Here is a 12,407-nt window from a genome sequence, read left to right as displayed (position 1 = left end):
GGAGATGCCCTTGAAGTTGTCGCTGGTCACCGGCGCGACATGCGCCTTGACCTGGGGGCAGGGGTCGGCTTGGCGAGCTATCCGTGGGCGGTGCAAGTGCTGGGCCTGGCGGCGGTGGGCGCGGTGGGGATATTAGGCGTCAACCTGTTGTTGCGCCCCCTGCGGCAACTGAGCGAGCGGGCGCGGCAGATCGCCGATAATCCCGTCAGCCAGGCGATCTATACCGGGCGTGCGGATGAGCTGGGGCAAATCGAATTTGCCATGCAGATGCTTGAAGCCCAGGTGGGCGCGGTGGTCGGCCGGATTGGCGATGCATCGCAGCGTTTGTCCGGGCACGCCGCCGCCCTGGTCGAGCAACTGGACAGCAGCCACAGCAGCACCCTGGGCCAGCAGAGCCAGACCGACCAGGTGGCCACCGCCATCCACGAGATGGCGGCCAGCGTGGCGCAAGTCGCCAACCATGCCCAGCAAGCTTCGAAAGCCGCCGACCAGGCCGGCAGCGCGACCCGTGAAGGTCATCAGCGAGTGGACGAAAGCCGCGATGCGGTGCTGCGTCTGTCCCAGGAACTGGCCAGGGCCACCACGGTGATCCATCAATTGGAAAGCCATAGCGGTGATATTTCCGGTGTGCTGGAGGTGATCCGGGCGATTGCCGAGCAGACCAACCTGCTGGCCCTCAACGCGGCCATCGAGGCAGCGCGAGCGGGCGAACAGGGCCGTGGTTTTGCGGTGGTGGCCGACGAAGTGCGCGGCCTGGCACAACGTACCCAGCAATCGACCAATGAAATCCAGCGCATGATCAGCACCCTGCAGGGCGGCGCCCGGGATGCGGTGATGGCCATGGAACAGAGCAGCCAGCATGTCGAAGCCAGCGTCGATCACGCCCAGCGCGCCGCATCGGCCCTGGATGGCATCAGCCAGCGGGTCAACCAGATCACCGCCATGAGTGTGCAGATTGCCACTGCAGTGGAAGAACAGAGCGCGGTCAGCGAAGACATCAATCGCAATATTGTCGGCATCCGCAATGCCGGCGAAGCCACCGTCACTGCCGGTCAGCAGAGCCAGCTCAGCTCGGGCGACGTGGCGGCCCTGGCGGAAGATCTGCGGCGGCTGGCAGAAGAGTTCTGGGGCAAACGCCACTAGGTTGTGGATGCCCTTCAGTTCAGAGAGGGGGCAGGGCAATCAGTCACCTGTGGCGAGGGAGCTTGCTCCCGTTGGGGCGCGAAGCGGCCCTAAAATGGGACTGCTACGCAGTCCAACGGGAGCAAGCTCCCTCGCCACAGCTACAGCTACAGCCCCAACCCCATTTGACGCGCCTCAGGCAGCGCGCAGCGAGATAAACGCATAGTTGGCCGGCACCTCGGTGGCGATCTGTGCCCCGGCATCCAGCAACTGTTCGGCGATGTCCATGCCGGACACATGAAACACCCACTCATTGGCCATGGCCGGTTGTTCCACCGCCAATTCAATGGCCTGGGCAAACGCGCCCATATCCGGCAGATACGCGGTAAAGCCATCGCCCTTGAGCGCCGTGGTGCGAATCCCCAGCAGGGCGCACACCGCTTCCTTGGTCTGCACGTCGTCACGGTCGGCCTGGCGTGAGCGGCGGATCAGCTCCGCCAGTTCAGGGTCCACCAGTTCACCCCCGACGATCAGCGCCGGGCCCTGTTCCCAGGAGTGCGGCGGGCAATCCTTGGCGGCCGGGTTCAGCGGGATATGCGGGTTGATCTCCATCGGGTAGATACGACAGACCAGTGGCCGCCGCTCATAGATGCCGCAGCGGTTGTCTTCGTCAAGATTCCGGCAGGGCCCCGCGTTGTAGGCGGCAAAAGTAATGGCCACAAACGCCTCGGTCGTGCCGCTGGGCACCACCACCGAACGCCGTTCGGCATGCTCGCGTTGTTGCAGCGGCAGGCCCAGGCCATTGCCCAGGAAGCCTTCCACCAGGACGATGACATTGCCGCCGTCCGCCGCCCACTGGCGGGCTTCGTCGAGTGTCAGGGGGACATGATGGTCGGTGCAGCATTTGCCGCAACCAACGCAGGAAAAATGGGTATTCATGGAAGATCTGCTACCAGGCCAGGTCAGAGGGCGCTCTTGGACGGTGACGGGTTTTTGCCTCTATCCGCCGTTCAGAGACTCTGGAAGCAAGTTATGCGCCAGTGCCGGTCAGTCGTCGCTGACCACGTCGCGCAGCACAAACACCATGCCCGCACTTTCATACAGCTGGCGTGCGCGCAGATTGCTCTCCAGCACCTTGAGGTCCACATAGGGCTCGCCGCGTTGCTTGAACACCTGGAAGCTGTGCAGCAACAAGGCGCGACCCAGCCCCTGGCCCTGGGCACAGGGGTGAATGGCGAGATTCTTGATAAAGGCACTGGTCCAGCATTGGGCCACGCCAAGAATGCCTTCGGCGTTGCTGACCACCAGGCACAGCCTGGGGTCGAACTCTGCGTTGCTGATGAACTGCTGCTGCCAGGTGTCCAGGTTGGCGACATGGCCGCCGCCCTGTTCCTGGGTCATGCGTAACACCGCATGAATCGCCGGGGCCAGTTCGTCGCGGTAATGGTCCAGGCGGATGCCGGCCGGCCATTGCGGCGCGGGCAGGCTGGTGGTGAGGTCGCGGCGCAGCAGTCGGTAATACGCTGTCAATGTTTACAGGCCTTTTTGCGCCACGGTCTGGGCCGCGACCACCAGGCATTTGGTCAGCTCGGGTGACGAAAACTTGGTCAGCACCGAGTCGGCACCGGCCAGGCGGGCTTTTTCGCTGTTCATCGCGCTGTCCAGGGAGGTGTGCAACAGCACGTACAAATCCTGGAAGTCCGGGGTTTCGCGCAGGGTGCGGGTGAGGGCGTAGCCGTCCATTTCCGACATTTCGATGTCAGACACCACCACATTGATCTGCCCGGCGCTGCCTTGCAGTTCCAGCAGCACGTCGATGGCCTCTTTGGCACTGCGAGCGGTGTGGCAGGTCAGGCCGAGGTTGCGCAGGGTGTGCACCGATTGCTGCAGGGCCACCTGGCTGTCGTCCACCACCAGGATGCGCGCATGGCCGAGCACTTCGGCTTCTTCCATGGTCAGGTCGGTCGGTGCCACTTCGATCTGCGCGGGGGCGATGGCGTGGATGACTTTTTCGATGTCCAGCACCTGCACCAGCACCCCGTCGACCTGGGTCACGCCGGTGATAAACGAGCGCGTACCGCCGGAACCAAAGGGCGGCGGACGGATATCGGTGGTCAGGCAATGCACGATCCGGCTCACCGCCTGCACATGCAGGCCCTGCTTGGAGCGGCTGACATCAGTGACGATCAGGCAACCGCCGTCGGGGTCTTGCAGGGGCATTTCGCCCAGCGCCCGGCTGAGGTCGATCACCGACAAGGCCGCGCCACGCAGGGTGGCGATGCCTTTGACGTGCGGGTGGGACTCCGGCAGCTTGGTCAGCGGCGGGCAGGGAATGATTTCGCTGACTTTCAGCAGGTTGATGGCCATCAGCTTGCCGCTGCGCAAGGTAAAGAGCAGAAGCGAGAGTGAATCTGCGCGGGCTTTGGTGGTGGACATAAAAACCTTCTGTGGATCAGCGATAACAATCTATAGCGGGTTATCGACGTTCGCGCCAAAAACTGTAGGGGCTGGCTTGCCAGCTCCTACAATGCCGATCAGCCTTTCCACACCTGCGGGTTCACCAGATCCTGCGGGCGCTGGCCCTGCAGGGCGCTGCGCAGGTTGTCCAGGGCACGGTTGGCCATGGCTTCACGGGTTTCATGGGTGGCCGACCCGATGTGCGGCAAGGTCACTGCATTGCTCAGTTGGAACAGCGGCGACTCGGCCAGGGGCTCGCGCTCATACACATCCAGCCCGGCGCCGCGAATGCGCTGGGTTTGCAGGGCTTCGATCAGTGCCGGCTCGTCCACCACCGGGCCTCGGGAAATATTCACCAGGATTGCGCTGGATTTCATCAGGCCCAACTCGCGATGGCTGATCAGGTGCTGGGTCTTTTCACTCAACGGCACCACCAGGCACACAAAATCCGCCTCGGCCAGCAACTGGTCCAGGCTGCGCATCTGCGCGCCCAGTTCCTGTTCCAGCGTGGTCTTGCGGCTGTTGCCGCTGTAGATAATCGGCATATTGAAGCCCAGGCGCCCACGGCGGGCGATGGCCGCGCCGATATTGCCCATGCCGACGATACCCAGGGTCTTGCCGTGTACATCACAGCCAAACAACGGCGCGCCGACGCTGGCTTTCCACTGCCCGGCCTTGGTCCAGGCGTCCAGCTCGGCCACGCGGCGGGCGCTGCTCATCAGCAGGGCGAAGGCCAGGTCGGCGGTGCTTTCGGTCAGCACATCGGGGGTGTTGGTGAGCATGACCCCGCGTTCGTTGAAGTAGTCCACGTCGTAGTTGTCGTAACCCACGGAGACACTGGACACCACTTCCAGCTTGCTCGCCCCTTCGAGCTGCGCCCGCCCGAGCTTGCGGCCGACGCCGATCAGGCCGTGGGCGTGGGGCAGGGCTTCAGTGAACTGCGCGTTGATATCACCCTGCTTGGGGTTGGGGACGATGACCTCGAAGTCCTGTTGCAGGCGTTCGATCATCGCGGGGGTGACACGGCTGAAGGCGAGGACAGTCTTTTTCATCGCAAGTGAGGCTCATCGACAGGGAAGAATGCCAAGCACGCTAACATTCCTCGCTGCGAATGTCAGGACACCGCTAGACCTCTGTGGGCACAGGGCAAAATGTGGGAGGCTGGCTTGCCTGCGATGACGGCAGGTCAGCTACCCAGCCGCACCCCACCCAAACTGCCACTCAGTTCATACGCAACCAGTTCCGCCTGGTGCGCCGCGAGGATCTCCGGCAGCGAGCCGCGCAGGTATTCCACCCAGGTCTTGATCTTCGCATCCAGGTACTGGCGCGACGGGTAGATGGCGTACAGGTTCAGTTCCTGGGAGCGGTAATTCGGCATCATCCGTACCAGGGTGCCGTTACGCAGGCCTTCGATGGCCGCGTACACCGGCAGCAGGCCGACGCCCATGCCGCTGATGATCGCGGTCTTCATCGCGTCGGCGGAGTTCACCAGGAACGGCGAGCTGTTGATGCTCACGCTTTCCTGGCCGTCCGGGCCGTTGAAGGCCCATTTGTCCAGTTGGATCACCGGGCTGACCAGGCGCAGGCAGGCATGGTTGAGCAGGTCACTGGGCCGCTGCGCGCAGCCGTTGGCTTTGACGTAGGCCGGCGAGGCACAGACGATGCTGTAGGTGATCCCCAGGCGTTGGGAGACAAACCCCGAGTCCGGCAGCTCGCTGGCGAGCACGATGGACACGTCGTAGCCCTCGTCCAGCAGGTCGGGCACGCGGTTGGCCAGGGTCAGGTCGAAGGTCACGTCGGGGTGGGTGCGGCGGTAGCGGGCAATCGCGTCGATCACGAAATGCTGGCCGATGCCGGTCATGGTGTGCACTTTGAGCTGCCCGGCGGGGCGTGCATGGGCGTCGCTGGCTTCGGCCTCGGCTTCCTCGACATAGGCGAGAATTTGCTCACAGCGCAATAAATAGCGCTTGCCGGCCTCGGTCAGGGCGATGCGGCGGGTAGTGCGGTTGAGCAAGCGGGTTTGCAGATGGGCTTCCAGATTGGAGACCGCGCGCGAGACGTTGGCCGTGGTGGTGTCCAGTTGTACGGCGGCGGCGGTGAAGCTGCCGGCCTCGGCGACACAACTGAAGGCGCGCATGTTTTGCAAAGTGTCCATGGGGTGCTCTCAAGGGAGATGGCAAATTGTGACACGAAGTTACGGGGGCGAGTGAGCCCGACCAATGGATTATCGCCTGAACGGTAATAAAGATTCACAGGAATCCCACCTTATCGCCATTCCCCGTGCCCCCTAGAATTGCCGCACCGTCCCCGCAACACCACCTCAGGAATTCGCAGCAGTGCCGCGTCGCATCAGCAGAGAGCTGAAGACTCTCAGTGTTTGGGCTTTATCGTTAGCAATCAGCGGCTGCATCGGAACCGGAGGAATTGCCCCCCAAGGCAAGCACCTCGCCGCCAATACCCTGGCCACCGACGACGCGATCCAGAGCGCCGCCCGGGATGCCCACTGGCCGACCAGCCAGTGGTGGCAGGCCTATGGCGACCCGCAACTCAATCGGTGGATCGACCTCGCCGTACAAGGCAGCCCGAGCATGGCCGAAGCCGCCGCCCGGGTGCGTGAAGCACGGGCCATGGCCGGGTTGGCCGAGTCGGCCGAGGCCGTGCAGATCAACGGGGATGCCACCTTCAAGCGCCACAACTGGCCCAGCGATCAGTTCTACGGCCCCGGCAAGCTGGACAATTCCACCACCTGGGACAACAACGCTGCCCTGGGCCTGAGCTACGCCCTCGACCTGTGGGGCCGCGAGCGCAATGCCAGCGAGCGCGCCGTCGACCTGGCGCATAGGCGTGTCGCCCAGGCACGCCAGGCCCAGTTGGAATTGCAGAACAATGTGGTGCGCGCCTATATCCAGCTGTCGCTGCATTACGCCCAGCGCGATATCGTCGCCGCCACCCTGGCCCAGCAACAGCAGATCCTCGACCTGGCGCAAAAGCGCCTGGATGGCGGGATCGGCACGCACTTTGAAGTCAGCCAGGCCCAGACGCCGTTGCCGGAAACCCATCGGCAACTGGACGCCCTCGACGAAGAGATCGCCCTGACCCGCAACCAACTGGCGGCTTTGGCCGGCAAGGGGCCGGGGGAGGGTGCAACCTTGCAGCGGCCGACCCTGGCCCTCGGTGCGCCGCTGAAATTGCCCTCGGCACTGCCCGCGCAATTGCTCGGCCAGCGCCCGGACGTGGTCGCCAGCCGCTGGCAAGTCGCGGCCCAGGCCCGGGGATTGACGTGGCCCACGCCGGTTTCTACCCCAACGTCGACCTGGTGGGCAGCCTCGGCTACGTCGCCACCGGCGGCGGCATGCTGGAGTTCCTCACCGGCAAGAAACTCAACTACAGCGTCGGCCCGGCGATCACCCTGCCGATCTTCGACGGTGGCCGCCTGCGTGCGCAATTGGGCGAGGCCAGCGCCGGCTACGACATTGCCGTGGCCCGCTACAACCAGACCCTGGTCAATGCACTCAAGGGCATCAGCGACCAACTGATCCGCCGCGAATCCATGGCCAAGCAGCAAACCTTCGCCGCCGAATCGCTGGCCTCGGCGCAGAAAACCTATGACCTCGCAATGATCGCCTATCAGCGCGGGCTGACCGATTACCTCAATGTGCTCAATGCCCAGACCCTGCTGTTTCGCCAGCAGCAGGTCGAGCAACAGGTCCAGGCCGCGCGCTTGAGCGCCCATGCCGAACTGGTGACAGCCCTGGGCGGTGGCCTGGGTGCTGGCAGCGATGCTCCGACACCCGATAAGACACTCCCGAGCAAGACCCCGGCGGCTTTGGCCGTGTTCGATCACTGATCAGGTTCCCCATGACTCCCTTGCCTGCACCGCTGCGTTGGCTGCATTCCCTGGAATGGCGCCGTGGCTTTTTCGACTGGGCGCGCAGTGATGGCGTGACCTGGGTGTATATCTTCAAAGTACTGATCGCCGCGTTTCTCACCCTGTGGCTGGCGATGCGCCTGGAACTGCCGCAACCGCGTACCGCGATGATCACCGTGTTTATCGTGATGCAACCGCAAAGCGGCCAGGTGTTTGCCAAGAGCTTCTACCGCTTCCTCGGCACCCTGGCGGGGTCGGCGGTGATGGTGTTGTTGATCGCCTTGTTTGCGCAAAACACCGAGCTGTTCCTTGGCGCGCTGGCGATCTGGGTCGGCGTGTGCACGGCCGGTGCCACCCGTAACCGTAACTTTCGCGCCTATGGTTTTGTGCTGGCCGGGTATACGGCGGCGATGGTCGGCCTGCCGGCGCTCGCCCACCCGGACGGCGCCTTTATGGCGGCGGTCTGGCGGGTGCTGGAAATCTCCCTGGGGATTTTGTGTGCGACCCTGGTCAGTGCCGCGATCTTGCCGCAAACCAGCAGCGCGGCCATGCGCAACGCCTTGTACCAGCGTTTCGGCACCTTCGCGCTGTTCGTCACCGATGGCCTGCGCGGGCGCAGCCAGCGTGAAGGTTTTGAAAGCAGCAACGTGCGCTTTATCGCCGAAGCCGTGGGCCTGGAAGGGCTGCGCAGCGTCACCGTATTCGAAGACCCCCATATGCGCCGGCGCAATGGTCGCTTGAGTCGCTTGAACAGTGAGTTCATGGGCATCACCACGCGCTTCAACGCCCTGCACCAGCTGCTCGAACGCCTACGCAGCGATGCCGCCGACCATGTGGTGGCCGCGATCAAGCCCGGCCTGCAGGACTTGGCCGAACTGCTCGATGGCTTCAGTGGGCGCGCCCTGACCAGCCCCGATGCTGCGCGCCTGGTGAGCCAACTGACGGCCTACAAGGAGAGCCTGCCGGCCAAGGTCCGCAGCCTGCGGGCGATGTTCCAGGAGAGCAGCCCGAGCGATGCCGAGCAGTTGGATTTCCACACTGCCTACGAGCTGCTGTACCGCTTTGTCGATGACCTGCACAACTATGCGCAGACCCATGCTTCCCTGGCCGAGCACAGCCACGCACGGGAGCACTGGGACGAGTCCTACACGCCGAAAACCAACTGGCTGGCCTGTGCCGCGTCGGGAATTCGCGCGTCATTCATTCTGCTGGTGCTGGGCAGTTACTGGGTGGCCACCGCCTGGCCCAGCGGCGCGACCATGACCCTGATCGCGGCAGCCACCGTGGGCCTGTCGGCCGCCACGCCGAACCCCAAGCGCATGGCCTTCCAAATGGCCTGCGGGACGCTGATCGGCGCCGTGGTGGGCTTTGTCGAAATGTTCTTCGTGTTTCCCTGGATCGACGGCTTTCCCTTGCTCTGCGTGATGCTCGCCCCGGTGATCGTGCTCGGTGCGTTCCTCTCGTCGCGCCCGCAATACGCCGGGGTCGGCCTGGGCCTGCTGATCTTTTTCAGTACCGGTTCGGTGCCGGACAACTTGACGATCTACAACCCCTACACCTTTATCAACGACTACATCGCCATGATCATCGGCATGCTGGTGTGCGCCGCGGCGGGGGCGATTATCCTGCCGCCCAACAGCCCTTGGCTGTGGCGCCGCCTGGAGCGCGACCTGCGTGAGCAAGTGGTATATGCCATCAGCGGCAAGCTCAAGGGCCTGGCCTCGGGTTTTGAAAGCCGCACCCGCGACCTGCTGCACCAGGCCTATGGCCTGGCCGCCGGCCAGCCACAGGTGCAACGCAACCTGTTGCGCTGGATGTTTGTGGTGCTTGAAGTCGGTCACGCGATCATTGAGTTGCGCAAGGAACAGGCGATTCTGCCGGTGCACCCGGCGTACGCTCAATCCCAGCCCTGGCGCCAGGCCATCCGGGTCATGGGGCGTTCGCTGGTGCGGCTGTTTTTGCAACCGAGCCAGAGCAACCTGGAGCGCGCCCTGGTGGCGGTCGATCACGCCATCAGCCGCGTGCAGGCCACCGACGAACCCTTCGCCCCGCACTTCGACACCTCGGCCCTGCGCCGGGTGAAAAGCTACCTGCACTTTATCCGCACCTCCCTGCTGGACCCGCAATCGCCCCTGGCTGCCTTCAAGCCTTCCGGAGTCGCCCATGCCTCGTGAAATCGCGTTCCACGGCATCTATATGCCGACCATGACCCTGATGTTTTTTATCGCCGCCGCACTGGCCTGGGCCCTGGATCGCTTCCTGGCGGGCTTTGATTTGTACCGTTTTTTCTGGCACCCGGCGCTGCTGCGCCTGAGCCTGTTCACCTGTCTTTTCGGCGCCATGGCGCTGACTGTCTACCGTTGAGAATGCCCCGATGAAAAAGTTTTTCAGCCTGCTCGCAACCCTGCTGGTTCTGGCCCTGGCGATCTGGATTGGCCGCACCTTGTGGGTCCATTACATGCAGACCCCATGGACTCGCGATGGCCGGGTGCGCGCCGACATCATCAACGTGGCCGCCGACGTCACCGGCGAAGTGGTGGATGTGCCGGTGCGTGACAACCAGTTGGTGAAAAAGGGCGACCTGCTGATGCAGATCGACCCCGAGCACTACCGCATCGCGGTCAAGCAGGCGCAATCTTTGGTCGCTTCACGCAAAGCCACCTGGGAGATGCGCAAGGTCAACGCCCACCGCCGTGCCGACCTCGACGCCCTGGTGATCTCCAAAGAGAACCGCGACGACGCCAGCAACATCGCCGACTCGGCCCTGGCCGACTACCAACATGCCCTGGCGCAACTGGAGGCCGCCGAACTGAACTTGAAACGCACGCAAGTCGTGTCAGCGGTCGACGGCTATGTCACCAACCTCAACGTGCATCGCGGCGACTATGCGCGCATTGGCGAAGCCAAGATGGCCGTAGTCGATATGAACTCGTTCTGGGTCTACGGCTTCTTCGAAGAAACCAAGCTGCCCCATGTGAAAGTCGGTGATAAAGCCGATATGCAACTGATGAGCGGCGAGACCCTCAAGGGCCATGTGGAAAGCATCTCCCGCGGCATCTACGACCGCGACAACCCCGAGAGCCGCGAACTGATCGCCGACGTGAATCCGACCTTCAACTGGGTACGCCTGGCCCAGCGGGTACCGGTGCGGATCCATATTGATGAAGTGCCGGAGGGGGTGTTGCTGGCGGCGGGGATTACTTGCACGGTGATCGTCAACCAGGCACAAAACTAAACAGAGGGCATCAGGCACGTCGCCTGCCGGCTCCTGCAGGGGAGGGTTATTGGCCCTGGATATAGGTCTCATGCAGGTGCCGCCACAGCAGTGCGCCGCTGGCCTGTTTCTCGAACACCACGGTGGCCCGGCGATCCGTCTGGCTGGCGCTGTGATCAACCTGATGCTCACGGTAGGTCACCGTGGCACCCCGCGCATGGCGGTCGATGCCGGTCAGTTCACTCAAGGTGATTTTCAATCCGGGCCGCATGCCGCCCAGGCGAGTGAACAGGGCCTGGACCCCGGCGGCATTCACCCGTGCGCCGGTGGCGGGGGCGATCATGCTGAACTCGGGGGAGAAGCGCGCCAGCAAGTTCTGCAGGGTGCCTTCGGGGGCTGTGCCGGCAAACCACTGCTCGATCTCGATGTGGGTCTGGATCACTTCTTCAAAAAAGTCGCTGTAATCAATCATCATTGAGTCTCGCTGGCTGGGTGAAGCAGTGCGCGAACCCTGGAGGTATCCAGGCTCAGCGCTGCGAAGAGCGGCAGCAGTGTCAGGGCTGCCGCGATCAAGAAGGTCATGGTGAAGGAATCCGAGGCCGATAGCACGGCGCTGAGTGCCGCTGCGCCGAGGCAAAAGCTCACTTGCCGATTGATATTCCACAGCGCGCTGGCGTGGCCCATGCGTTCGGCAGGAATATCCAGAAAGGCCAGGGTCTGCGCGGTGCTGCTGCACAGGCTGCCACCCAGGCCCATCAGGGCATAGGCGCCCACCAGCAGGGCGGGCTGGGCAGCATTGAGCAGCAGGATGCCGGCGCATTGCAAGGCCATGCCGGCCAGCAGCAATGGCTTGGGCCCGCACCGGCTGAACAACTGCTTGCTCAGGTAGATGGCCAGGGCCGAGGCCAGTGCCCACGGCAGCATCAAGGCCCCGGTGCGTGTCGCGTCGTATCCAAGGCCTCGCAGGTAGAGGATGGCGACCAGGCTGGTGCCGATAAAGACGCCGGGGATAAACAGATACACCAGCATCGCCACTCGCAGCATCGGGTGGCGGATCTGCTTGAACAGACTCCCCAAGGCCAGGGCCGGTCGCGAGGTTGCGGGCACATCGGGTTTTATCCACAGCAGTGCCAGCAGCAGGGTCAGGAGGGCCAATGGCAGGTTGGCATAGAAGATCCAGCGCCACGACACCGTGTCCACCAGCAAGCCGCCCAGCGCCGGGGAGAGTGCTGGCACCAGCAGCGTCACCGACATCACTCGGGCCGTCAGTTGGTGACGCTGCCCAGGGGCAAAGTGTCGGTACGCCAAGGCCTGGCCCACCGGTATCAGCAATCCACCCCCCAAGCCTTGCAACAGCCGCCAGCCGATCAGGGCCTGAATCGACTCGGCCTGGCCTACCAGCACCGATGCCATGCCAAACAGCCCCAGGCTCGCGGCGATCAAGCGCCGCTCGCCCAACACTGCGGCGAGCCAGACGCTCAGCGGAATAATCAGGGTCAGGCCGAGCAGGTATGCGTTGCTGATCCACGCCAATTGCGTGACCGAAGCCTGCAGTTCATGGGCGATATCCGGGTAGGCGACGGTGGCGACAAACATGTTCACCAGGTCCAGGGCGAAGCCCAGTAAAAAGATCCAGGCGACTTTCGAGCGGTAGGTCATAGGGGCGATCCAGCGTTTGAGGCTGGCAGGGTAGGCCGGTTGCAGAGCTTGGGATACACGGGTTTGCCTGTTAGTTTGTCAAAAATA

General features: G+C 63.5%; 11 protein-coding genes and 1 pseudogene. 5 read left to right on the top strand and 7 right to left on the bottom strand.

All coding sequences use genetic code 11. The annotated features are described in order from the left end of the window. Window positions 1-39 precede the first annotated feature (39 nt). On the top strand, window positions 40-1,143 hold the full coding sequence (locus K1X80_RS23600) for a methyl-accepting chemotaxis protein (RefSeq protein WP_408980315.1): 1,104 nt from the start codon (window positions 40-42) through the stop codon (window positions 1,141-1,143). 174 nt (window positions 1,144-1,317) lie between these two features. Here K1X80_RS23600 and K1X80_RS23595 read toward each other — a convergent pair whose 3' ends face one another. From K1X80_RS23595 to K1X80_RS23575, 5 genes are all read right to left on the bottom strand, one after another. Continuing rightward, complete coding sequence (locus K1X80_RS23595) at window positions 1,318-2,061, bottom strand: YkgJ family cysteine cluster protein (protein WP_057958515.1); 744 nt, start codon at window positions 2,059-2,061, stop codon at window positions 1,318-1,320. A gap of 108 nt (window positions 2,062-2,169) precedes the next feature. Further along, window positions 2,170-2,652: an N-acetyltransferase gene (locus tag K1X80_RS23590; RefSeq protein WP_198830305.1), complete on the bottom strand. Its 483-nt coding sequence runs from the start codon at window positions 2,650-2,652 to the stop codon at window positions 2,170-2,172. Window positions 2,653-2,655: 3 nt separating this feature from the next. After that, window positions 2,656-3,558: a chemotaxis protein CheV gene (locus tag K1X80_RS23585; RefSeq protein ID WP_057438202.1), complete on the bottom strand. Its 903-nt coding sequence runs from the start codon at window positions 3,556-3,558 to the stop codon at window positions 2,656-2,658. Window positions 3,559-3,656: 98 nt separating this feature from the next. Then, window positions 3,657-4,631 (bottom strand): D-glycerate dehydrogenase, encoded by a 975-nt coding sequence (locus K1X80_RS23580; protein ID WP_057958517.1) that lies wholly within the window; start codon window positions 4,629-4,631, stop codon window positions 3,657-3,659. Window positions 4,632-4,765: 134 nt separating this feature from the next. Next, window positions 4,766-5,734, bottom strand: coding sequence for a LysR family transcriptional regulator (locus K1X80_RS23575; protein ID WP_057958518.1), 969 nt, complete (start codon window positions 5,732-5,734; stop codon window positions 4,766-4,768). 181 nt (window positions 5,735-5,915) lie between these two features. Here K1X80_RS23575 and K1X80_RS23570 point away from each other — a divergent pair. From K1X80_RS23570 to K1X80_RS23555, 4 genes and pseudogenes are all read left to right on the top strand, one after another. Continuing rightward, window positions 5,916-7,426: pseudogene (locus K1X80_RS23570) on the top strand (efflux transporter outer membrane subunit). Between the two features lie 11 nt (window positions 7,427-7,437). Then, a complete protein-coding gene (locus tag K1X80_RS23565; RefSeq protein WP_057958520.1) occupies window positions 7,438-9,621 on the top strand; it encodes an FUSC family protein in 2,184 nt (727 codons plus the stop codon). Continuing rightward, a complete protein-coding gene (locus K1X80_RS23560; RefSeq protein WP_057438206.1) occupies window positions 9,611-9,811 on the top strand; it encodes a DUF1656 domain-containing protein in 201 nt (66 codons plus the stop codon). The genes K1X80_RS23565 and K1X80_RS23560 overlap by 11 nt, the downstream gene beginning before the upstream one ends. Before the next feature lie 10 nt (window positions 9,812-9,821). After that, the gene (locus K1X80_RS23555) at window positions 9,822-10,682 is read left to right on the top strand and encodes an HlyD family secretion protein (protein WP_057438208.1); all 861 of its coding nucleotides are present in this window, start codon (window positions 9,822-9,824) and stop codon (window positions 10,680-10,682) included. Window positions 10,683-10,728: 46 nt separating this feature from the next. On the opposite strand, the gene K1X80_RS23550 is transcribed toward K1X80_RS23555, so the two are convergent. Both K1X80_RS23550 and K1X80_RS23545 read right to left on the bottom strand, forming a co-directional pair. Beyond that, window positions 10,729-11,133, bottom strand: coding sequence for a hypothetical protein (locus K1X80_RS23550; protein WP_057438390.1), 405 nt, complete (start codon window positions 11,131-11,133; stop codon window positions 10,729-10,731). Beyond that, entirely contained in the window at window positions 11,133-12,320 is a 1,188-nt protein-coding gene (locus K1X80_RS23545; protein ID WP_057958521.1) for an MFS transporter, read from the bottom strand. The genes K1X80_RS23550 and K1X80_RS23545 overlap by 1 nt, the downstream gene beginning before the upstream one ends. Window positions 12,321-12,407: the final 87 nt, after the last annotated feature.

The organism is Pseudomonas sp. So3.2b, assembly GCF_019464415.1.
GTDB lineage: Bacteria > Pseudomonadota > Gammaproteobacteria > Pseudomonadales > Pseudomonadaceae > Aquipseudomonas > Aquipseudomonas shahriarae.
Note: the sequence above shows the minus strand (reverse complement) of the source record. Positions and strands in the feature narration are given on the sequence as shown.